Origin of the sequence: Marinobacterium lutimaris, assembly GCF_900108065.1 — a bacterium.
In the GTDB taxonomy this organism is placed as follows: domain Bacteria; phylum Pseudomonadota; class Gammaproteobacteria; order Pseudomonadales; family Balneatricaceae; genus Marinobacterium_D; species Marinobacterium_D lutimaris.
This window is the reverse complement of record NZ_FNVQ01000001.1, coordinates 2,264,039-2,285,445: the sequence shown is the minus strand read 5'-3', so window position 1 is coordinate 2,285,445 and position 21,407 is coordinate 2,264,039. Positions and strand designations below refer to the sequence as shown.

Below are 21,407 nucleotides of genomic sequence, written 5' to 3'. Positions count from 1 at the left end.
ACTTTTATCAACAGGAGCTGTCTAGTAAATTAGACAGGCTTAATAAATACAATAAGAGTGCCAGCTCATGGCTTCAGCCCAGTTTGCATCCGCTGCGGTGCGTGAACACTTCCTATCCTTTCTGCAGCGCTCCTTCGAGACCTTCTACCAGGACACCATCGCCGTGGACCGTCACGGCATCGTCAACTGGATCAGCGATGACTATTACCAGTTTCTCGGTCTGACCGAGTCGCCCATGGGCAAACACATCACCGATGTCATCCCGGGCAGCTATATGCCGCAGGTGCTGGCTACCGGCGAGCCGGTGATGCTGGACCTGCTGTCGATCCGCAACCAGTGGGTGCTGGTCAGCGTGATACCGCTGCAAAACGAGGCGGGCGAGATCGAAGGTGCCTTCGGCTTTGTGGCCACCGACAGTCGCTCCGGCATGAAGCCGCTGCTGGAAAAATACAACCTGCTGCAGCGGGAGGTGCGCACCGCCAACCGTTTTGGCGACGGCCGCAGCGCCCGTTATCAGCTCTCGCAGATCGCGGGGCAAAGCAGCGCCATGCGGCAGGTGAAAGAGCAGATCCGGCAGACGGCGCGGTTCGATGTGTCGGTGCTGCTCACCGGCGAAACCGGTACCGGCAAGGAGCTGTTCGCCCACGCCCTGCATGAACTTTCGCTGCGCGCCGACAAGCCGTTTGTCTCTATAAACGTGGCGGCGATACCGGAAACGCTGATTGAGGCTGAGTTCTTCGGTGTCGCGCCCGGTGCCTTTACCGGGGCGAAAAAGGAGGGGAGGCCAGGCAAACTGGAGATTGCCGAAGATGGCACTCTGTTTCTCGATGAGATCGGCGATATGCCGTTGGCGCTGCAGTCCAAACTGCTGCGGGTACTGCAGGAGCGTGAATTCGAGCGCGTCGGTTCCAACCAGGTGCAGCGCACCGATGTGAGGATCGTTGCCGCCACCAGCCGAAACCTGATGGAGATGGTGGAGGCGGGGGAGTTTCGCGCCGACCTTTACTACCGCATCAGCGCCATGCCGATTCACCTGCCGCCACTGCGCGAGCGGCTGGAGGATATCGAAGCGCTCAGCGAGCGCATTCTCGATGAATGTAACCTGCGCCTGGGGTTGATGACCAAGACGCTGACCCAGGGCGCGGTAGAACTGCTGCGTGGTTACGCCTGGCCGGGCAACGTGCGCGAACTCTACAACGTGCTGGAGCGCACCTCGATCCTGAATGAGAACGCGATCTATATCGACGAAAAGGCACTGCTGCCGCTGCTCAGCGATACCCTGCCGGCGGTAAGCGCGCCGCCCATACCGCCTGCGCGCGGGGCTGGCGCGCCAAGGCCGCAAAGCCGCAGTCTGAGCCTGAAGCAGCGGCTGCGGATAGCGGAGCAGGAGGCGATTCACGAAGCGCTGCTGCAAAGCGGCGGTAACCGCAGCGAAGCGGCGCGGCTGTTGGGGATCTCCCGCGCATCGCTGTATCAGAAGCTGGATCGCACCGACGCCCTGGATCGAGGCTGAACTCCTGCTCCGTTCTCTGCTGAGCTCTTTGTGAACTAAGGGCTAATCCCCCTGCTTTGTATGTGGGTGCTATGCTCGAAGACCTGAATAAAAATTAAACAGGGGATAGGGCTCATGGTTAAAGACGTGGTGGTTTTGAGCGCGGTGCGCTCGGCGGTGGGTAGCTTCGGCGGCGGTTTGAGCGGTATCGAACCCGCGGAGCTGGCGGGCCAGGTGATGCAGGAGGCGGTGGCGCGCTCCAGCGTGGATCCGGAACTGATCAACTATGTAACCGTGGGGCACTGTATCCCCACAGATTCGCGTTTTGCCTACGTGGCGCGTGTGGCCTCGATTCAGGCCGGCTTGCCGATGGATTCGGTGGCGATGGCGGTGAACCGGCTGTGCAGCTCAGGCTTGCAGGCGATCGTCTCCACGGCGCAGAACATCATGCTGGGAGATTGTGACTACGGCATCGGCGGTGGCGTCGAGGTGATGTCCCGCGCAGGCTATCTGTCACCGGCCATGCGCAGCGGCGCCCGCATGGGCGATACCAGCATGATCGACATGATGGTGGCTACCCTGAGCGATCCCTTTGGCGCCGGCCATATGGGTATTACCGCCGAGAACCTGGCGGAGAAATGGGGTATCAGCCGTGAAGAACAGGATGCCCTGGCGGCCGAATCCCATCGTCGTGCGGCGCTGGCTATCGAAGAGGGACGGTTCAAATCCCAGATCGTGCCGGTCACCCTGCAGACGCGCAAAGGTGCGGTGCTGGTGGATACCGATGAGCACGTCAAACCGGGCACCACCGCAGAGTCTCTTGCCAAGATGAAACCGGCCTTCAAGAAGGATGGCACGGTGACCGCCGGTAACGCCTCGGGCATCAACGACGGCGCTGCGTTCATGGTGCTGGCCTCGGCACAGCAGGCAGGCGCGGCGGGTCAGTCTCCGGTGGCTCGTCTGGTTTCCTACGCCGTGGCCGGTGTGCCCAACCATATTATGGGTGAAGGACCGATTCCGGCGTCGAAAAAGGCGCTGGCGAAAGCGGGGCTGACCCTGGATCAGATGGATGTGATCGAATCCAATGAAGCCTTTGCGGCCCAGGCTTTGGCCGTGGCCAAGGGGTTGGGGCTGGATATGGAAAAGACCAACCCCAACGGCGGCGCCATCGCCCTGGGTCATCCGATTGGTTGCTCCGGCGCCTTTATCGCCACCAAGGCGATCTATGAGCTGCACCGGATCAAGGGGCAATACGCATTGGTCACCATGTGTATCGGTGGCGGTCAGGGCATAGCAGTGGTGTTTGAACGGCTCTAATCAGCTCTGCTCGTTCGACAGCGGAGTCTCTTTTAGAGCCTTCGCTGTCAGGTTTGGCTCGTAGATGCGGTAGCAGTTGCGGCCTGCATGTTTGGCTGCATACATCGCCAGGTCAGCCTGCTTCATCAGGGTGGCGCCATCGGTCAGGCCACTCACGCAGACCGATATGCCGATGCTCGGCGGGGTCGTTGCCTGAATACCTTCATGCAGCTCTATAGGTTTACGCAGCTCCAGCAGAATTTTCTGCGCCACTATTTCAGCATCCGCGGTATCGGCTATCTCCGGCAGCAGGAGGATAAACTCATCGCCGCCGGTACGTGCAACGGTATCGCTGGCCCGCACGTTTTGCTTCAGCCGACGGGAGACTTCGATCAGTAACTGGTCCCCCGCCTGATGGCCCCAGGTGTCGTTGACCGGCTTGAAGTTGTCCAGGTCGATAAACATCAGGGCAAGGGTACGGCCGTTACGCTGAGCCTGGGCCAGTGCATGTTCCAGACGGTCGTCGAGCAGGCGTCGGTTCGGCAGGTTGGTCAGGCTGTCAAAATAAGCCAGGTGGCTGGCCTGTTCTTCAGCCAGCTTGCGCTCGGTGATCTCCTGGTGAGTACCGAACATCCAAAGCGGTTTGCCGTCGTTGGTCCAGGAGGCGACCTTGCCGCGGTCCAGCACCCAGATCCAGTGGCCATCCTTGTGCTGCATGCGTGCTTCGCACTCGTAGTAGGGCAGCTCGCCGCTGAAGTGCTTGTGCAGCAGTTGCGAGGAGGTCTCCAGATCGTCCGGATGGGCATACTTCATCCAGGTTTCGATGCTGGCGGGTTCGAGCTCTTCCAGGCTGTAGCCGATAATTTCCGCCCAGCGTTCGTTGAACACCACCTCTCCGCTTTGCACATTCCACTCCCAGGTACCTACATTGGTGCCCTCGATAATGCTGGCCAGGCGGCTGCTCTGGGTCTGGAGCTTGAGGCGAATATCTCGCTCCTGAATAAGGTGGTCGCGTTCATTACGCAGCAGAAAAACGATGCCGCCGGCGAGCAGTAGATAGGCCGCGATAGTGATCGATGTGATCAGGCGCCAGTCGCTGTAGGCATTGCTTTTGGGATAGGCGGAAACCACCACCAGCGGTGCGCTGATGTTAAGGCCTTCGGGGGCGATAGTACGCAGGTTCAGTAGCGCAGTCGGGCTCTGTTCATGCGGTTTTCCCTCGGTCTGGGTTTCCTCTCTGCCCGACGCCAGGTGAGTGGCAAACGGAGAGCGCGGACGGTTCAGAATCTCGTCGTAAAATCCTTCCTGTTCAGGCACCCGCAAAATAGGTTCGCCGTCAGCATGCGCCAGGGCGAGACTGATCCCCTGCCCTCTGTCTCTGTTCAACTGCAGCTCGATCAGCTGTGTCAGCAGCGAGGTATCGAACGAAGCGACAGCCACCCCCTGAACGCTGCCATCTGCGGTATGTATTGCTCGAGAGAGGGTGAAGCGGCGGGTGTTGCGAAGACTGGATCGGAACGGTGGGGAGAGAATGAACTGGCCCACTGGAGCCTGTATCGCCTCCTGAAAATAGTAGCGGAAAGCGAAGTTGCCGTTGATCAGGTTGTCGGCGGTAGAGCCGATCACTTTGCCGTCGGCGTCCAGCAGCACCAGGTTCGATACGCCGGAGACCAGGCTTTTGGTGCTGGCCAGCTGGTTCTGCAGCCCCGGAAAATCCAGGCTGCCGACAGTATATTCCCTGTCCAGGCGCTCCAGGTTGGCCAGTGCTGCTGCGGTTTCCCTGAGCTGCTGTTCCATCACCGCAGTGACAATATCGGAGCCGACGCGGAGATCGCTGCGGCTGCTGTCACGCTCGTGGACAAAACTGTAGCGGAGTAATACGGCTATCGTCAGTGCGAATACCACCAGGATGAAAAAGGTGATGGCACGAACACGACGAAAGCTTTTGAGCTGCTGCATGAGGTAACTCTAGTGATCAGTGCTCATTGATAATACAGAGCTTTTTACCGCTTTTGAATTGTGCGGATCTGTGCCGGATCGCAGTACCCGGGTCAGTGGCTTGATGATATAAGAGAAGATCTACAAGGATGCCTCGGGAGAGGGGGATCGGCCATGAACAAACCTCATCGGCTAAAGCGCGGCGGCATCAGAACGCTGCTGCTGCCTTTGCTGTTCTGTGTGCAACTGCTATTCAGCAGTGTTCTCTACGCGGAAACTGAGCCTGACGGCGGACTCCGACAGGTGGATACTGCGCCAGTGATGGTGGATGGCGAAGCGCTGTTCCATGTGGCCGGCACCAGCTCCTATCCCGCGCTGGAGCGAGCGGAACAGGTCAGCGAACGGGTAAAAACCGTGGCCCGGGATCGCAGCATTGCAGCCGACGCGATCACCCGGCGGGAGGTGGACGAGCATATTGAAGTCTATGTCGGCAACCTGCGTGTAGTGGTGCTTTATCCGGTGGATGCCTCGGCCGAAGGTGTCGCCCTGTTTGAACTGTCGGAGGCGGTGGTCAGCCGTCTGCAGGAAGCGCTGCTGAGTTTCCGTGAGCAGCGTACCGACGGTTATCTGCTGCTGGCCACCTTGAAGTCCCTGGGCGTTATGACCTTATGCGTTGGCGGTATCTGGATTACCGTCTGGGCGTTTCGCCGATGGCATCGCTACCTGGAGTCGCGTTTCAAGGAGCGGTTGCAGGGGTTGAAGTTCGAAAGCTTCGAGATCCTGCGGGCTGAAAATATCTGGCTGGTACTGACACGCAGCAACAGCCTGATCTGCTCCATTATTGTGTTCGTGCTGATCTACATCGGTGTCGAGTATACGCTGTCGCAATATCCCTGGACCCGGGCAACCTCCAATATCCTGCTGGACTGGCTGATCGATCCGCTGAGGCAGATGCTGCTGTCGATCGTCGAATACCTGCCGTCGCTGATCTTCCTCGTTATCCTCGCAACGATCACCCGTTACTGCATAAAGCTGCTCTACCTGTTTTTTCTCGGCGTCGAGAAGGAAAAGGTGGTCTTGCACGGCTTTGAACCGGAATGGGCGCAACCTACCTACAAGCTGTTTCGTTTCTTCATCATTGTTCTCGCGGTGGTATTGGCGTACCCCTATATTCCCGGTTCCGGCAGCGCTGCGTTCCAGGGACTGTCGATATTTCTCGGGGTGATGGTTTCGCTGGGTGCATCCTCTGCAGTGGCCAGTATTGTCGCCGGCTATGCCATCACCTACCGCAGGGCATTCAAGATTGGCGACATGATCAAGGTGGGGGAGTACACCGGCGTGGTTGAGGATATGCGCCTGTTGGTGACGCATCTGCGTACCTTCCACAACGAGGAGGTAGTGCTGCCCAACTCACAACTGCTGAACAGTTCGGTGATCAACCTGAGCCGTCCCGCCCAGGCGGATGGCCTGGTGATCCATACCAGCGTGGGGATAGGTTATGAGACCCCCTGGCGTCAGGTCGAGGCGATGCTGAAAGAGGCCGCCAGCCGTACCCGCAGTCTTAAAACCAGCCCCGCACCCTTTGTGCTGGTGAAGAAACTGGGCGACTATGGCATCGAATATCAGCTCAATGTCTATGTTTCTGGCCCGACCCATCTGCCGCACCGCTACGCCGATCTGCATCGCAATATACTCGATGTGTTCAACGAATATGGCGTTGCCATCATGACACCTTCTTACGTGGCAGACCCGGCTGATGCGAAGCTGGTGCCGCCGGAGGATTGGTTCGCAGCGCCGGCCAAGGCTCCGGAGGCTAACGCGCCGGCAGCCAGGGCAAACAGGCCGGATTCGGAAAACTAGCTGCGACAGACAGTCAGGGAGGATAGATGGAACCTTTGCAATCCAGCCTCAGAGGTATGCTCGTCGGCCTGGCGGTCGGCGATGCCCTGGGCGCGCCGGTAGAGTTCATGCGACCGGGTGAGTTCGAACCGGTCACCGGGTACCGGGAGGGCGGTCCGCACAAGCTGCCCGCCGGTTACTGGACCGACGACACCAGCATGGCGCTCTGTTCCGGCGTCAGTCTATGCCTGCATGCGGGGTTCAACCCAGAAGACCAGATGCAACGGTTTACGCGCTGGTTTCGCCAGGGTTACCTGTCATCTATCGGGCGCTGCTTCGATATCGGTAACCGGACCCGCGCTGCTCTGAAGCGTTTCGAGCGTACCGGCGATCCCTTTGCCGGTGAGGAGTCCTTTGATTCGGCCGGCAATGGCGCGCTGATGCGGCTGGCGCCGGTCGTCATGTTCTTTCATGAAGAGTTTGGCCAGGCTCAGGCTGTGGCCCGCGAGCATTCCCGCCTGACCCATGCTGATATCCGCTGTATCGAGGCGAATGAACTGCTGGCCTGGATTCTGTGGAGCCTGAGCCGTGGCATGCAGAAGGAAGAGCTGTTTACCGCCATTACAGCCTTTGCCGACCGGGTTGCCGATGTCGAGATGATGCTGCTGGCGCAGGGTTCCTACCTGCGCCTGGAACCGCCAAAAATTCAAGGCAGCGGCTATGTAGTGAAGTCACTGGAGGCGGCGCTCTGGGCCTTTGCACGTAGCAGCAGTTTTGCGGAAGGCGCGCTTCTGGCCGTGAACCTGGGGGATGATGCCGATACCACCGGAGCCGTTTACGGTCAGATCGCCGGCGCCTTCTATGGTCATGAAGCGATTCCAGAGGCCTGGCGCAACGGGCTGTTTCAGCATGACTCTATTGTCGCGCTCAGCGATGCACTGATGCGGCGCTCGGCAGACCCGCTGCCACCCGACTGGAAATAACGAGTTGCATTGGAGAGCGGCAATGAAGAGCGGCAATAAGCAGTGGTAGTCAGGATTTCACTGCGTTCAGGCTGTTAATGGATTGCCGCCCTTGGCTTCAAAATCCTTTACTGCGCTTTGAAACAGTTCGGCAAGGCGCTTGACGCCGGGGCTGGAGAGGTGCGCGTCCCGCTTGATCAGGTAGAGGTCGGCGAAACGCTCGCTGCTGCTTTCCATCGGCAGGGGTTTTAGCAGGCCTTTCTCCACTTCTTTGCTGATCTTCAATTCCGGGTACCAGGAAAAGCCCAGCCCTGAACAGGCGCAGAGGATCGACGTGCTCATATGGCTGACGGTCCAGCGCTGATCGGCGCCAAGCCAACCCTCGTTCAGGCTGCGGCTGCCGGAGTCGCGAACGACCAGCTGGCGGTGGCGGCGCAGGTCGTCGTGGGTCAAAGAGCGTCCCAGCTGGTGCAGCGGGTGGTCCGGGTGAGCGACGGGGACAAAGCGGATCCGCATCAGGAAGTCGCCGACAAATCCGGGCGGAATACGGCTGCTGATCACCATCTCTGCATCGCCACGGATCAACGCCTCATCGGTGCCGCTGAGCGCGGTTTCCAGCAGCTCTATACGTACAAAAGGGGAGATCTCGGCATAGCGGGCCAGGGCGCAGAGTGTCAGGTGCTCCGGGAAGATCAGGTCGATCGCCAGTCGGATACGCGCTTCTGAACCGCTGCTGTAATGATGGGCCAGCTCTTCGGTGAGACGGGCGCTGTCCAGCAGTGACTGGGCCTGACGGTAGAGTGCTTCTCCGGCTTCGGTCAATGCAGCCTTGCGTCCCTCGATGCGAAATACGGCGATGCCGAGACGTTCCTCCAGGCGCTGGATGGCATAGCTGACTGCCGACTGGCTCTTGCCCAGTGCTTCGGCGGCCTTGGCATAGCCGCCCGAGTCGACCACGGCGACCAGGGTCTGCCATTGCTCAAGCGTGATCTGCACTTTCACATCCTCCACCATTAAATCTATCGAAATAGTAGATCAAAAAACGCAGTTTTGTCCTATTTTTTATTTGGCCTGTGAATATAAAAATAGCCATACACAAACACACAGGAGTTTTGAAATGGCGACTCTTCTTTACGTAAAAAGCAGTATTTTTGGTGACCAGGGACAGTCCAGCCAGTTGGCGGAACAGCTTATCGCTGACTGGAAAGGGAAGAATCCCCAGGGCGAAGTCGTTACCCGCGACCTGTTCGCCGATGCGATCCCGCATCTGGATGCCGAACGCTTCGGTGCGCTGATCAGCTCCCCGGACGAGCGTACAGGCGAGCAGCAGGCGATTGTTGATTTCTCCGATCAGCTGATCGAAGAGATCCGTCAGGCCGATATGCTGGTGATCGGTGTACCGATGTACAACTTCGGCGTTCCGTCTCAGATGAAAGCCTGGATCGATCACCTGGCCCGCGCCGGTGTGACCTTCAAGTACACCGAGAGCGGTTCAGTCGGTCTGCTGGAAGACAAGCCGGTACTGCTGCTGGCAACCCGCGGTGGCCAGTACAAGGACGCCGGTGCGGATTTCCAGATTCCGTTCCTGACCCAGTTCCTGGGCTTTGTTGGCTTGAACGATACCCGCGTGATCTACGTGGAAGGTCTGGCCATGGGTGACGAGCTGGCGCAGCAGGCGCTGACCGCAGCCAAGCAGGCGCTGGGCGAACAGCTGCAGTAAACGAAACACAGATTTGGGAGGTAATCATGGGACTGCTGGTAGAAGGACGTTGGCAAGACAAGTGGTATGACACGGAGTCAAGCGGCGGGCGCTTCGAACGCGATACAGCGAAATTTCGCAACTGGATTACCCCCGGCGGCGAGGCGGGCCCAAGCGGGGAGGGCGGTTATGCCGCCGAGCCTGGCCGCTACCATCTGTATGTTTCACTGGCCTGTCCCTGGGCGCATCGTACGTTGATTATGCGGGCGCTCAAGGGACTGGACGAGATGATCGGTGTGGATGCGGTGCATCCGCTGATGCTGGAAAACGGCTGGACGTTTAACACCGATTTCCCCGCGGCCACGGGGGACAGTCTTTACGGCAGCGAGTTTATGCATCAGATCTATACTCGCAGCAAACCCGATACCAGTGGCAGGGTGACCGTGCCGGTGGTTTGGGATAAACAGCAGGAACAGATCGTCAGCAACGAGTCCGCTGAGATCATCCGCATGTTCAACAGCGCCTTCGATGCCCAGGGGGCAGCGGTGGGGGATTACTATCCCGCAGAACTGCGTGAAGAGATCGACCGCTGGAACGCGTTGATCTATGACCGCGTTAATAACGGCGTCTATAAGGCGGGCTTTGCCACCTCTCAGGGTGCTTACGATGAGGCGGTGGCAGCGCTGTTCGAGACGCTGGATCGGCTGGATGAACACCTGTCGAAAGAGCGCTTCCTGGTGGGCGGTCAGCTGACCGAAGCGGATATCCGTCTATATACCACGCTGGTGCGATTCGACCCTGTGTATGTCAGCCACTTTAAATGTGATAAACGCAGAATCGCCGATTATCCCGCGCTGTCCAATTACCTGCGCGATCTGTATCAGCGACCGGCGTTCCGCTCGACGACCAACTTCGAGCATATTCGTAACCATTACTATCGCAGCCATCCAGGCATCAACCCGACGGGGATCATCCCCGTAGGACCCGAATTCGACCTGGAGGCGCCCCATCATCGGGAGGTGCTGGATCATGACTAATCGCACTACTCATAGCCGACCCATGAACCGTGTTATTCGCGGTATGGACAGCTCCGATGGCGCCGGTGTGCGCCTCAAGCGCAGCATCGGCCAGCGCCAGAATCTGAGGATCGACCCCTTTCTGATGCTGGATAACTTCTCGTCGGACAAGGCGGATGACTACATCGCCGGCTTCCCGGCCCATCCTCACCGCGGGTTTGAAACGGTGACCTACATGCTCGACGGTCGCATGCTGCATCGGGACCACCTGGGTAATGAAGGTCTGCTCAGATCCGGCGGTGTGCAGTGGATGACTGCCGGTCGTGGTGTTATCCATGAGGAGATGCCGCAGCAGGAAGAGGGGCTGATGCGCGGTTTTCAGCTCTGGGTAAACCTGCCGGCGGATGAGAAAATGAAGCCTGCCGCGTATCAGAATATCGAGCCGGAAGAGGTGCCCGAGGCGGAAGATGAGCAGGGCAACCGTATCCGTCTGGTGGCGGGCAGTCTGGAGTTTGGCGGTCAGACGCTGGAAGGCCCGGTGCGCGGCATCAGCCGTCAGCCGCTGTTTGTCGATATCAGCCTTGGCGCCAATGGTAAGGTTGAGCTGCCGGTGCCGGCAGCGCTTGCTGGCTTTATCTACCTGTTCGAGGGCCGCGCGTCTCTCGACGGTGCCACCCTGGCACCGAACGCCGCCACCGAGCTTGGCGAGGGTGACAGCGTCAGCCTGAGCGCCGGAGAGCAGGGCGCGCGCTTCCTGTTGGTGGCGGCCCGCCCCATTGGTGAGCCCGTGGCTCAGTATGGACCGTTCGTGATGAACACCCAGGACGAGATCGAACAGGCGATCCGCGATTACCGTGCCGGTACGCTGACTGGTTGATTCAGCGCTTGATTCACCGCAATAATTTCCTTTTTAAGGGTGTGCAGAGGAAGCTTTGCACGCCTTTTTTTTCCCTTCCTGAATAACCCGGGCCTATACTGCCGCTTAACTTACAGGCATTTAGGGGGCGTGATGGGCAAGCTTATTGTGTTGGTGATGGTTGTCATTGTTGTGCTGTTTTCAACCAAATCCTGTGATCACGCGCTTGATGTGAAACGTTCCCTATGGGATAACCAGCAGCAATAATCGAATAAAAACGCCAGCGCGCGGTCCAGGAGGGGTAATGCTCGATCTGAACAAGTATCTTCGGCTGATGGTCGAGAAGCAGGCATCGGACCTTTTCTTCAGTAGCGAATCTCCTGTCCAGATCAAGATCGAGGGGGTGCTCAGGCCGATCGGCGATAAACCGCTGGAGGCGGGTGTCACCGAGGAGCTGGCCGACTCTCTGATGACGGAGAAGCAGCGCCAGATCTTTGCTGAAGATATGGAGATGAACTTCTCCCACAACCCCGAAGGCATCGGCCGATTCCGTGTCAATGTCTATCGCCAGCGCGGTGACGTGGCGCTGGTTATCCGCTACGTTCGCAACAAAATTCCCTCCCTGCAGGAGTTGAACCTGCCGGATTCCCTGCAGGACCTGGTGATGCTGCGCAGCGGCCTGGTGCTGATTGTCGGCGCCACCGGTGCCGGTAAGTCCACCTCGCTGGCGTCGATGATCGAATACCGAAACCAGCGCGCTACCGGACATATCCTGACGGTGGAAGATCCGATCGAATTCATGCACACCAACAAACGCTCGCTGATCAATCAGCGTGAGGTGGGGGTGGATACTCTCAGCTATGAAAATGCGCTGATGAACGGGCTGCGTGAAGCGCCGGACGTGATCCTGATTGGTGAGATCCGTGACCGTCAGACCATGGAGCAGGCGATCCGTTACTCGGAAACCGGCCATCTCTGCCTGTCGACGCTGCATGCCAACAACACGGTGCAGGCGATCGAGCATATCGCCAACTTCTTCCTCGATACCGAGCTGAAAAAGATCAGCCAGGATCTATCACAGAACCTGAGGGCTATCGTTTCCCAGCGTCTGATCCGCGATGTGAACAAACGCTATCTGCCGGCGACCGAGGTGCTGATCAATACGCCTTATGTGTCGGAGCTTATCGGACGGGGGGATTTCAAGGAGATCCGTGAGTCGATGGAGCAGAGCAGCGATACTCACACCCATACCTTCGATGAAAACCTGCTGGAGCTTTACAGCGCCGGCAAAATTTCAGAAGAGGAGGTGCTGCACAACGCCGACTCCCGCAATAATGTCACGCTGAAGATGAAACTGCTGGGCTGATTGCCCGCTCAGCGGTAGCGCTGGCGCTCTTCCCGCTCTCTTTCTGCTGCGTCGCGCCGGCGCAGCTCATCTTCCTCTTTCGCACGCTGCTCGTCGGCGATGTTCTGGCACTCTTCCAGTTTTTTCGACAGCGCAAAAATCTGTACGTCGATCTGGTAGGCATCGTTGAAGCTCTGCAGTCGGGTCAGGGCGCTGCGGTAAGTGTGCAGGGCTACCTGAGGACCGGCGACCTGCTCGGTCTGCTGCGCGTCCATAATCTCCAGCTCGATCGTCAGGCGGGTGTAGCTCTGCTTTATATGACGCAGCATCGCGTGCAGAGCTCCTTTGCTGAACAGGTTCTGCTTCTGCAGGTCGGTGAGAAACTGGGCCAGTTCACGCAACAGGGCACGGGTGCTGCGGGCGGTATTCCGGTCGGGTGAATGGGTCAGCGAGCCGGAGGGATAGTTGCCTGGCTCAAAAGGTTCTGAGGCGCGTTGCGCTAGCTTTTCCAGCTCCTGGCGATAGTTCGGGCTGCGCTCGAGTTCGATCATCTGGTGCCAGCGCAGATCCATATACTTGATCAACACCGAGCGGATATCCGGTGAAATATAGAACGCGGGCAGGTTGGTCAGCAGGTGGTCGGCGCGACGTATCTGATCGCGCAGGGCAAGCAGGCGCATACGCTTCTCCCGGCGCTGCGTTTCAATTGTCTGCACGATATAGGCGGTAACGGCCAGCACCAGTATGCCGCCGAGAATCAGTATGCCTATCTGTGTCGGGCCCATGCTATCCCCTGTGGACGGTTCGGTTTCGCTGAAGCAGTTGATTCTATAGCAAAAAGACGTAAAAAACCCTTGACCGACCCCCGTCACCTCATTAATATTCACGCCGCTCCCACTGCTGTGGGAAGCGTCCTAAGCGTCCCATTCGTCTAGTGGCCTAGGACACCGCCCTTTCACGGCGGTAACAGGGGTTCGAACCCCCTATGGGACGCCAATCTCTGCTCTATATAGAGAAGAGATCAAAAGCGGGAATAGCTCAGTTGGTAGAGCACGACCTTGCCAAGGTCGGGGTCGCGAGTTCGAGTCTCGTTTCCCGCTCCAAATTTTCTTCCTCAATGTGATTTTGTTTTGAACTCCGTAGCCAGGGCGGCCCCTGCTATTTATATGTCGGGCTCTCGACCGGAACGCCGGCCGGTTCAGTCACGTTTCCCGCTCCAAAAAATTTCTTCTCCACGTGATTTTTATTTCTGACCCCGTAGCCGGGGCGCCCCCGCTTTTTATCTGTCGGGCTCTCGACCGGAATGCCGGCCACCGGAGCGCCGGCCGGATGGGTCTCGTTTCCCGCTCCAAATTTTCTCCTCAATGTGATTTTTATTTTTGACTCCGTAGCCGGAGCGACCCCGCTTTTTATTTGTCGGGTACGCGACTGGGGTGCCGGCCACCGGAGCGCCGGCCGGATGAGTTACGTTTCCCGCTCCAGATTTTCTTCCCAATGTAATCATTATTTTCGACTCCGTAGCTGGAGCGACCCTGCTTTTTATTGGTCGGGGCCGCGATCTAAGCGTCGACCGCCGGAATGCTGAGCGGATGTTTCACCTTTCCTGCGTCAGACTCGCTCTTTCCATCATTTCCTGAGGTATTCGCTTCGCCGAATGGTGCCCTGGCGTTCTCCCAGGCAGACCTTTCGTACTTTGTAGGAGGCGCGCCTCGCGCCGATTTGTATGCTTGGTGATCAGTGCCAAGGGGCTGGAGAATCGAAGCTGGTTAAATTTTATTCGGATTGCAGATCAACAAGTTAGCCAAAGAGCGGTCTCTGGAATTTTTATAAAAAAGTTACAAATAGGTGTTGACGCAGGGTAAGGCCATACGTATTATTTGCGCCTCCTCAACGAGGAACGCGAAAGCGTAACGGTCACGTCCCATTCGTCTAGTGGCCTAGGACACCGCCCTTTCACGGCGGTAACAGGGGTTCGAACCCCCTATGGGACGCCACTCTCTACTCTGTATAGAGAAGAGAAAATGCGGGAATAGCTCAGTTGGTAGAGCACGACCTTGCCAAGGTCGGGGTCGCGAGTTCGAGTCTCGTTTCCCGCTCCAGATTTTGTCTGGAAAGTTTGATCGGTACTGTTTTCGAAGTTGCGTCCCATTCGTCTAGTGGTCTAGGACACCGCCCTTTCACGGCGGTAACAGGGGTTCGAACCCCCTATGGGACGCCATTCTCTTTGCAGTCTTTGCAGAGAAAAAGCGGGAATAGCTCAGTTGGTAGAGCACGACCTTGCCAAGGTCGGGGTCGCGAGTTCGAGTCTCGTTTCCCGCTCCAAATTTTCTTCTCCAAGTGTTTCTTGTTTATGACTCCGTAGCCGGGGCGACCCCCGCTTTTTATTTGTCGGGTTCGCGATCGGAGCGCCGACCGCCGGAATGCAGGCCACCGGAGCGCCGGCCGGATGAGTCACGTTTTTCACTCTAATTTTTTCTTACGTTGAAAGTTTGCCTTCGATGCAGTGCACCGAAGCCGCTTCGCTAGATTTTATTGGTCCTATTGCCTGCTTGCTGGCCTCTGGCCGCGTGCCTGTTTCCTGTTCTGTTCGTGGTGGTTGATACCTTCTGCTGTCGTTGCTGGAGCGAAGTGGGTACTCCTCGTTTCTTATGAATTCTGCTCATGACTCGTTTTAAGTATCCGGTGATTATCAATGGATCCTTTCTCCGTCATACTTCTTCACCTCTAAATTAGCTGTTAATCACCGGTGCCCTGCCGGGTTCTTTGCCGTTTTTCGTCTCCTGGGCTGCCTGTTCCGCTGTTTTCTTTTGAGTGATGCCCGTTGGTCTGAGGTGTTTGCTCCTGTCTGTTGTGACGGTTGAGTTGAGCAGGGCTAGGTGAGTTTGGATTTTTAAGGGGTGTGGAGTTGAAGCGTTTTGGTAGAAAAGGGGCCTTTGCCACGGCCAGTCTGTCGTTGATTGCAACCTATGCGGCTTCGGCTACGCCGATCCCGTTGTATGGGCTGTACCGCAGCGCAGATGGGTTGAGTTACACTGATCTCTCGTTGAGCGCCGTGGTTTACTTTGTCGGCGCGGTCTCTTCGCTGCTGTTTTTCGGGCGACTGTCCAACCATTTTGGTCGCCGTTTATCGGCTTTGCTCACCCTGGTGTTAATGGCAGGGGCGGCCTTCTCTTTCCTGAATGTGCATAGCGCCACGCCGCTGTTGATCGGTCGTTTTTTGCAGGGTGTTTCCTGTGGGCTTGCTTCGACAGCGCTGGCGGCCTGGGTAGTGGATACGGCTCCGGAAAAGCCTGCCTGGCTGGCACCCGCCGTGCTCAGTTGTGGGCCGATGAGCGGGTTGACGCTGGGAGGCATCCTGTCGGGGACGCTGGTGGATTACGGTAGTGAGCCAAGGCTACTGCCTTATATGGTGATTCTGGCGGTGTTGGCTATCTGTGTGCTGCTCTGTTTTAACAGTATGGAAACTGTAACCCGCAAACCGGGCGCTCTATCATCCCTTAAGCCGCAGCTGGGGCTGCCGCCTTCGGCGCGCCGGGCGTTCCGCATCGGTGTGTTTATCTTTGTTCCTACCTGGGCGTTGGGTGGCTTTTTTCAGGCCTTTGGTCCGGCCATGGCGATGGAGCAGCTGCATTCCTCCAGCGCGCTGGCCGCAGCTTTGGTGTTTGCGTCCATAATGGCGCCCAGCCCCATTGGCGCATCGTTGGCAGGGCGGGTCAGTGTGGCTAACGCTCAGCGCATCGGGATGGTGACCTTTGTACTTGCCATAGGGGCGCTGATTTTTACGCTGAAAAACGGGTTGCTGGTGCCTTTCCTGGTTGCCAGTGTCTGTGCCGGTATCGCTCAGGGGGCGGTGCTGAGCAGCAGTATCAATTCGATAGTGGCTAAGGTAACGCTGGAAGAGCGCGCGAATGTGCTGGGGCTTATCTATGCAACCTCCTACACCGGGGCGGCCATACCGACATTGATTGCCGGGCAGTTTTCGGAGAGCTACAGCCTTGTGCAGGTCGTCAGTGCCTATGGGGTGATGGCGGCAGTGGGTTGTCTTGCCATTCTGGTATCGGTACGCACTGCGACTAAAGCCCAGGCCGAAGCGAGTTGAGTTATTAGGGCTTGGTGACCGAATGAAAAAACCCTGCCATAACGAGCAGGGATTTTTTATGTCTGTGGCTGTGATCAGGCTGCAGCTGTGGTGGTTCGAGTTCGTCTGGCGATCCAGAGCAATAGCAGTCCCGCTGCGGCGATCAGCCCACCAGCAACCGGGATCGCGCTGTAACCGAACCCAAGCTGAAGGGCTCCGCCGCCGACCATGGCGCCAATGGCATTACCGAAATTGAACGCCGACATGTTCAGCGCAGAACCGAGGCTGGGAGCTTCTGCCGTGGCATGCATCGCTCGTAGTTGCAGTGGCGGCACGATAATAAAGGCGGCAACAGCCCATACCGACAGCGTCAGCGCAGCGCCGGTGTGGCTTGTGAGGAATAGTGGCGCGAGCAGCAGCGAGATGCAGAGTAATGCCTTGCCGATCGCCGTCGCGCCATCCAGTGACCAGTCAGCCAGGCGGCCTCCGATCCAGTTACCGGCGGTCAGGCTCAGGCCGATCAGCAATAGCATCCCGGTAATAAATCCGCCGGAGGCTCCCGTGACCTCTTGCAGTAGCGGCGCTACGTAGGTGTAAAGCGCGAAAAAGGCGCTGGCGAACAGTACGGTCAGGGAGACGGCGGTCAGCATTTCCCGGTGCATAAGTGATTTAAGCTCCGAAAGCATGTCCGGTTTATATCCCTTCTCTCCGCGTGGTAATGCTTTGAAAAGCGCCAACATGGCCAATACGCCAAGTAGTGCGGTGCCGATAAATACCGTGCGCCAGCCATATTGCTGGCCCAGCCAGCTGGCCAGGGGGACGCCACCTATATTGGCGATACTGGCTCCCATAAACATGGTGGCAACGGCGCTGGCCTGTTTTTCTTTGACGACTGACTGTGTCGCGACCACCGCACCAAAACCGAAGAAGCCACCCTGGCACAGGCTGGTGATAACGCGGCCAACCATCAGCCAGAGATAATCCGGTGCCAGTGCAGAAATAAGGTTGCCCAAAATAAATATGGACATCAGTGCCAGCAGAGCGGCGCGCTTGCTGATCTGGCTTAGCAGCAGGGTAATAACCGGTCCGCTCAGCATAACGCCGATGGCATAGGCGGTGACCAGGGTTCCCGCAGCAGGGATGGATACATCGACACCATCAGCGATGATAGGTAGCAGGCCCATAGGGGCGAACTCGGTGGTGCCGATGCTGAATGTGCCGGCTGTCAGGGCGAAGAGCGTGGCGTTGGCCTTGTCTGCTTTGTTTTCTGTTGTCATTTTTTCCTTTCTAAGACCGGACTCCTGCCGCAGCCAGGTGCTGTTCCTGGTGCTACCAGTGCAGAGATTCATGGATAGCTACCAGGGATGGCTGCCGCTGTTCTCTGTGACCGGGGGAGGGCGTCTTGTCTAAATAGTTGTTGGCATTACAGCCGACCTTTCGTGGTCGCTGCGCAAGGTTGGAGATGGGCGCCTTAAACTGATTAGCTGAGTGCTTTACTGGGCTTTAGTTGGTGCTGCTTTGTCGGCGCCGATATAAGCACTCGGTTAATTAGTTGTTGGTGGTTGGCGCAGGTGTCGGCTTGTCTATGTTAGGGAAAGCGCGGCGGGGGATTAATAGTGGTAATCCGATAGCTGATATCGGCCAGGCGCATTAATTTCCGGCTGGCTGTACCGTTGCGGCTACTCTTTTGGTGCTGAAAGCAGGGCGGGATTGAAAAAAATTGAGTGAAACAGATATTTCCCATTGTATGCAGCTGTTTATTTAATATACTGCTCGAAATGTTGCTCAAATTAAAGGATACTGGGCGGCTATTGTTATCTCTGTTTTACCTGTGTCTAATTCCAGGTGGTGTTATCTTGAAAATAGTATCTTCTCTTTCTCGTCGTGGTATCGGTTTTATCAAGCAACTCCCCATCGCCTACCGTGCGGTGCTCCCCATTATCTCTTTCTCTCTTCTGATACTCCTGGTTTATCCCGGTGAAGAATCTCGCGCCACCATCGTCTCTGGTAAGGGGCTGGCAGCCGGAGAGCCGGTGATCGAAGGTGATCGCGTTGTGATCCCGCTGGAACTGCCGGAGCCGGAAGATGACGGCATCCTGGTTGATACGCCGATTGACGGTGCTGCAGCGGCTGACGTAAGAGCTGATGAAAAGGCTGATGTAAAAGGCGATGCCGCCGCGGACGAATCGCGTATGTGGGCCTACGAGATTCAGTCGGGCGACACGCTTACCGGGGTGTTCCAAAAGCTGAATCTGCCGTTGAGCGATCTTTACCAGGTGCTGGAAGCGGATGAAGCTGTGCTGGCGCTGGATAATATCAAGCCGGGCGTAAAGCTGCTGATCGATGTGGACAACGAGCAGCTGCAGGCGCTGGAGCTCAAGTTTTCTCCTGCGCACAAGGTGACTTACAAGCGTAAACAGGACGCCGGCTTCGAGTTTGCGGAAACCCGTCTGCCGGGTGAGTGGAAGCAGTATGCGATTACCGGAGAGATCGGCCGCAGCTTCTCGGTCGATGCCGAGGCGCAGGGGCTGGACGTGCGTGACGCCTACCAGATTACCCGCCTGCTGAAGGAAAAGATCAACTTCAGCCGCGATATCCGCAAAGGTGACTCCTTTGAGGTGCTGGTGTCACGTCAGTTTATCGATGACGAACCGACCGGCGAGACCCAGGTTGAAGCGGTGCGGCTGATGGCGAACCGCTCACCGGTTGCGATCTTCTATTACGACGGCACCTATTATGACGAGAAGGGGCGTAGCCTAAGCAAGGCGTTTATGCGCTACCCGTTTAATGGCAAGCACCGCGTATCCTCAAACTTTAACCCCAATCGTCACCATCCGGTCACCGGTCTTTCGCGTCCGCATAACGGCACCGATTTCGCCATGCGCACCGGAACGGGCATTCTGGCCGCCGGTGACGGTGTCGTTACCCGTGTGGTCAACCACAAGTACGCCGGGCTCTATGTGGAGGTTAAGCACAGTGAACGCTACACCACCCGATACCTGCATCTGAGCAAGGCGCTGGTACATAAGGGGCAGCGTGTCAGCCGTGGACAGAAGATTGCCCTGTCAGGTTCCAGCGGCCGGGTAACAGGACCACATCTGCACTACGAATTCCGTATCGCCGGTCGACCGGTGAATGCGATGACGGCGGAGATTCCTATTGCCAAACACCTGGAGGGCAAGAGCCGCAAGGAGTTTGATTCTCTGCTGGGTCAGTACCTAACGCGCATGGATGAAGCTCGTCCGGCGGACGGTGTGATGGTGTCGCAGCGTTCAGAAAATACGAACAAGAGCGCCCGGTCGCTGTAAGCGAGAAACTCCCGGGTTAAAACGGAACCGCTCAGGCTTCGCAAGAGGTCGGGCGGTTCCGTTTTTTGCTTTTGAGGCCAGCCGGGGCGGCAGGCTGAAAGCAGCCTGAGCCGGTTTAGTTGAACCTGCGCGTGCGCTCGCTCAGGTAGTCGAACGGCTCGCCCTTACGCTCGGCTTCAGCGCGGGCTTCATCCAGTTCGGCAAAGCGTTCCAGCTCCTCATCGGCCATGTGGTGCAGGCAGTCTCCACCAAACAACCAGAACAGATCCCGCGCTACCAGGTGAACCAGGTGCGGGTAGGCGCGTACAAGACGGGACAGAATCAGTTGTCCCTCTTCATAGGCCCAGGTTTCATTTTTCTCGAACCCTTTTGTCAGCGCCTCGAACTGCTCGAGAAACTCGGCATCGTCGGCGCTGATCGCTGGATCATTGAATGGCGGCTGCTTGATCAGGTTGTTATACGCCAGCTTCATCAGGTTGAGGTGGTAGGTGTAGAAATCGGTCACGCTTGCTCCAGGTCTTACAGAGTATTTACCCCTCGTTGGATGGAGCCGTCGCTGGCCGAACACAAGGGGGGAGAGTTGATTTTTCCGTTAACGACCCCACATTAGTGGTCCGTTATGCAATGCAAAATATAGTTTAAAGAAGGCGGTTTATGACTTCAGCGCTGAAGATTGAAAATCTGCGCAAGACTTATGGTAATGGATTCGAGGCCCTGAAGGGTATATCCCTGGAGGTTAAGGAGGGCGATTTCTTCGCTTTGCTCGGCCCCAACGGCGCCGGTAAATCCACCACCCTGGGAATTGTCTCCTCTCTGGTTAACAAGAGTGATGGTACGGTTTCCGTGTTTGGCCACAGCATCGATAAGGATCTGGCCAAGGCAAAGCTCAGCCTGGGCGTAGTGCCTCAGGAGTTCAATTTCAACCCGTTCGAAAAAGTGGTTGATATCGTCATTACCCAGGCCGGCTATTACGGTATTCCCGCTGCGCGGGCCCGTGAGCGCGCCGAGTTTTATCTGAAAAAGCTGGGCCTCTGGGACAAGCGCAACGAGCGCGCCCGCATGCTGTCTGGCGGTATGAAGCGTCGTCTGATGATTGCCCGTGCTCTGGTCCATGATCCGAAGGTGCTTATTCTCGACGAACCCACCGCCGGGGTCGATATCGAGCTGCGCCGCTCTATGTGGGAGTTTCTGCGTGAGATCAATGCCGCAGGTACGACCATCATTCTGACCACGCATTACCTGGAAGAGGCGGAGAGCCTCTGCCGCAATATCGCAATTATCGACCACGGTCAGATTATCCAGAACAGCTCGATGAAGGCGCTGTTGGCGAAGCTGAACATGGAAACCTTCATTCTCGATCTGGACGGCGACCTGGAGTCAGTGCCGCAGATCGAAGGCTACAGGGTCTCGCTCACCGACAGCCATACGCTGGAGGTAGAGGTGCAGAAATCCCAGGGCCTGAACGCAGTATTCAGCCAGCTGTCCGAGCAGGGCGTAGCCGTGGCCAGTATGCGTAACAAGGCCAACCGCCTGGAAGAACTGTTCGTTTCGCTCGTCGACAAGAATCTGTAAGGAATA

16 protein-coding genes and 6 tRNA genes are annotated in these 21,407 nt (G+C 57.4%); 17 read left to right on the top strand and 5 right to left on the bottom strand.

Annotated elements, in window-relative coordinates:
• Positions 1-67: 67 nt before the first annotated feature.
• A complete protein-coding gene (locus C4S72_RS10675; RefSeq protein ID WP_104002975.1) occupies positions 68-1,513 on the top strand; it encodes a sigma-54 interaction domain-containing protein in 1,446 nt (481 codons plus the stop codon).
• Between the two features lie 114 nt (positions 1,514-1,627).
• Positions 1,628-2,809: an acetyl-CoA C-acyltransferase family protein gene (locus C4S72_RS10670; protein WP_104002974.1), complete on the top strand. Its 1,182-nt coding sequence runs from the start codon at positions 1,628-1,630 to the stop codon at positions 2,807-2,809.
• On the opposite strand, the gene C4S72_RS10665 is transcribed toward C4S72_RS10670, so the two are convergent.
• Positions 2,810-4,747 (bottom strand): sensor domain-containing diguanylate cyclase, encoded by a 1,938-nt coding sequence (locus C4S72_RS10665; RefSeq protein WP_104002973.1) that lies wholly within the window; start codon positions 4,745-4,747, stop codon positions 2,810-2,812.
• 153 nt (positions 4,748-4,900) lie between these two features.
• Between C4S72_RS10665 and C4S72_RS10660 the strand changes: the two genes are divergently transcribed.
• Together C4S72_RS10660 and C4S72_RS10655 are read left to right on the top strand one after the other, a co-directional pair.
• Positions 4,901-6,586 carry a mechanosensitive ion channel family protein gene (locus C4S72_RS10660; RefSeq protein WP_104002972.1) on the top strand — a complete coding sequence of 562 codons (1,686 nt, stop codon included), beginning with the start codon at positions 4,901-4,903 and terminating at the stop codon, positions 6,584-6,586.
• Between the two features lie 26 nt (positions 6,587-6,612).
• Positions 6,613-7,548, top strand: a complete 936-nt coding sequence (locus C4S72_RS10655; protein ID WP_104002971.1) for an ADP-ribosylglycohydrolase family protein — start codon at positions 6,613-6,615, stop codon at positions 7,546-7,548.
• A gap of 66 nt (positions 7,549-7,614) precedes the next feature.
• On the opposite strand, the gene C4S72_RS10650 is transcribed toward C4S72_RS10655, so the two are convergent.
• Complete coding sequence (locus C4S72_RS10650) at positions 7,615-8,529, bottom strand: LysR family transcriptional regulator (RefSeq protein ID WP_235009093.1); 915 nt, start codon at positions 8,527-8,529, stop codon at positions 7,615-7,617.
• Between the two features lie 115 nt (positions 8,530-8,644).
• Between C4S72_RS10650 and C4S72_RS10645 the strand changes: the two genes are divergently transcribed.
• From C4S72_RS10645 to C4S72_RS10630, 4 genes are all read left to right on the top strand, one after another.
• Positions 8,645-9,247, top strand: coding sequence for an FMN-dependent NADH-azoreductase (locus C4S72_RS10645; RefSeq protein ID WP_104002970.1), 603 nt, complete (start codon positions 8,645-8,647; stop codon positions 9,245-9,247).
• 26 nt (positions 9,248-9,273) lie between these two features.
• Positions 9,274-10,263 (top strand): glutathione S-transferase family protein, encoded by a 990-nt coding sequence (locus C4S72_RS10640; RefSeq protein ID WP_104002969.1) that lies wholly within the window; start codon positions 9,274-9,276, stop codon positions 10,261-10,263.
• Complete coding sequence (locus C4S72_RS10635) at positions 10,256-11,119, top strand: pirin family protein (RefSeq protein ID WP_104002968.1); 864 nt, start codon at positions 10,256-10,258, stop codon at positions 11,117-11,119. The genes C4S72_RS10640 and C4S72_RS10635 overlap by 8 nt, the downstream gene beginning before the upstream one ends.
• A gap of 283 nt (positions 11,120-11,402) precedes the next feature.
• Positions 11,403-12,464, top strand: coding sequence for a PilT/PilU family type 4a pilus ATPase (locus tag C4S72_RS10630; protein WP_104002967.1), 1,062 nt, complete (start codon positions 11,403-11,405; stop codon positions 12,462-12,464).
• Positions 12,465-12,472: 8 nt separating this feature from the next.
• On the opposite strand, the gene C4S72_RS10625 is transcribed toward C4S72_RS10630, so the two are convergent.
• Positions 12,473-13,228, bottom strand: a complete 756-nt coding sequence (locus C4S72_RS10625; RefSeq protein WP_104002966.1) for a hypothetical protein — start codon at positions 13,226-13,228, stop codon at positions 12,473-12,475.
• A 135-nt stretch (positions 13,229-13,363) separates the two neighbouring features.
• Here C4S72_RS10625 and C4S72_RS10620 point away from each other — a divergent pair.
• The 7 genes from C4S72_RS10620 to C4S72_RS10590 all read left to right on the top strand — a co-directional run bounded on the left by C4S72_RS10620 (position 13,364) and on the right by C4S72_RS10590 (position 16,542).
• Positions 13,364-13,439 (top strand) — tRNA-Glu (locus C4S72_RS10620).
• 31 nt (positions 13,440-13,470) lie between these two features.
• Positions 13,471-13,546 (top strand) — tRNA-Gly (locus C4S72_RS10615).
• Positions 13,547-14,361: 815 nt separating this feature from the next.
• A tRNA-Glu gene (locus C4S72_RS10610) sits at positions 14,362-14,437 on the top strand.
• A 29-nt stretch (positions 14,438-14,466) separates the two neighbouring features.
• Positions 14,467-14,542, top strand: a tRNA-Gly gene (locus C4S72_RS10605).
• A 43-nt stretch (positions 14,543-14,585) separates the two neighbouring features.
• Positions 14,586-14,661: transfer RNA gene (locus C4S72_RS10600), tRNA-Glu, on the top strand.
• A 28-nt stretch (positions 14,662-14,689) separates the two neighbouring features.
• A tRNA-Gly gene (locus C4S72_RS10595) sits at positions 14,690-14,765 on the top strand.
• Positions 14,766-15,348: 583 nt separating this feature from the next.
• Positions 15,349-16,542, top strand: a complete 1,194-nt coding sequence (locus C4S72_RS10590; RefSeq protein WP_104002965.1) for an MFS transporter — start codon at positions 15,349-15,351, stop codon at positions 16,540-16,542.
• A gap of 74 nt (positions 16,543-16,616) precedes the next feature.
• Here the strand turns inward: C4S72_RS10590 and C4S72_RS10585 are convergent, their stop codons facing one another.
• Positions 16,617-17,798: an MFS transporter gene (locus tag C4S72_RS10585; RefSeq protein WP_104002964.1), complete on the bottom strand. Its 1,182-nt coding sequence runs from the start codon at positions 17,796-17,798 to the stop codon at positions 16,617-16,619.
• A gap of 579 nt (positions 17,799-18,377) precedes the next feature.
• Between C4S72_RS10585 and C4S72_RS10580 the strand changes: the two genes are divergently transcribed.
• Complete coding sequence (locus C4S72_RS10580) at positions 18,378-19,829, top strand: peptidoglycan DD-metalloendopeptidase family protein (protein ID WP_160115496.1); 1,452 nt, start codon at positions 18,378-18,380, stop codon at positions 19,827-19,829.
• A gap of 115 nt (positions 19,830-19,944) precedes the next feature.
• Here C4S72_RS10580 and C4S72_RS10575 read toward each other — a convergent pair whose 3' ends face one another.
• Positions 19,945-20,334 carry a PA2817 family protein gene (locus C4S72_RS10575; RefSeq protein ID WP_104002962.1) on the bottom strand — a complete coding sequence of 130 codons (390 nt, stop codon included), beginning with the start codon at positions 20,332-20,334 and terminating at the stop codon, positions 19,945-19,947.
• A 149-nt stretch (positions 20,335-20,483) separates the two neighbouring features.
• On the opposite strand from C4S72_RS10575, the gene C4S72_RS10570 reads away from it, so the two are divergent.
• Positions 20,484-21,401, top strand: a complete 918-nt coding sequence (locus tag C4S72_RS10570; protein ID WP_104002961.1) for an ABC transporter ATP-binding protein — start codon at positions 20,484-20,486, stop codon at positions 21,399-21,401.
• Positions 21,402-21,407 lie beyond the last annotated feature (6 nt).

What these genes read in the sequence shown, in the direction of transcription:
- C4S72_RS10675 (WP_104002975.1), top strand. Translation starts at nt 68, where the DNA reads ATGGCTTCAGCCCAGTTTGCATCCGCTGCGGTGCGTGAACACTTCCTA.
- C4S72_RS10670 (WP_104002974.1), top strand. Translation starts at nt 1,628, where the DNA reads ATGGTTAAAGACGTGGTGGTTTTGAGCGCGGTGCGCTCGGCGGTGGGT.
- C4S72_RS10665 (WP_104002973.1), bottom strand. Translation starts at nt 4,747, where the DNA reads ATGCAGCAGCTCAAAAGCTTTCGTCGTGTTCGTGCCATCACCTTTTTC.
- C4S72_RS10660 (WP_104002972.1), top strand. Translation starts at nt 4,901, where the DNA reads ATGAACAAACCTCATCGGCTAAAGCGCGGCGGCATCAGAACGCTGCTG.
- C4S72_RS10655 (WP_104002971.1), top strand. Translation starts at nt 6,613, where the DNA reads ATGGAACCTTTGCAATCCAGCCTCAGAGGTATGCTCGTCGGCCTGGCG.
- C4S72_RS10645 (WP_104002970.1), top strand. Translation starts at nt 8,645, where the DNA reads ATGGCGACTCTTCTTTACGTAAAAAGCAGTATTTTTGGTGACCAGGGA.
- C4S72_RS10640 (WP_104002969.1), top strand. Translation starts at nt 9,274, where the DNA reads ATGGGACTGCTGGTAGAAGGACGTTGGCAAGACAAGTGGTATGACACG.
- C4S72_RS10635 (WP_104002968.1), top strand. Translation starts at nt 10,256, where the DNA reads ATGACTAATCGCACTACTCATAGCCGACCCATGAACCGTGTTATTCGC.
- C4S72_RS10630 (WP_104002967.1), top strand. Translation starts at nt 11,403, where the DNA reads ATGCTCGATCTGAACAAGTATCTTCGGCTGATGGTCGAGAAGCAGGCA.
- C4S72_RS10625 (WP_104002966.1), bottom strand. Translation starts at nt 13,228, where the DNA reads ATGGGCCCGACACAGATAGGCATACTGATTCTCGGCGGCATACTGGTG.
- C4S72_RS10585 (WP_104002964.1), bottom strand. Translation starts at nt 17,798, where the DNA reads ATGACAACAGAAAACAAAGCAGACAAGGCCAACGCCACGCTCTTCGCC.
- C4S72_RS10570 (WP_104002961.1), top strand. Translation starts at nt 20,484, where the DNA reads ATGACTTCAGCGCTGAAGATTGAAAATCTGCGCAAGACTTATGGTAAT.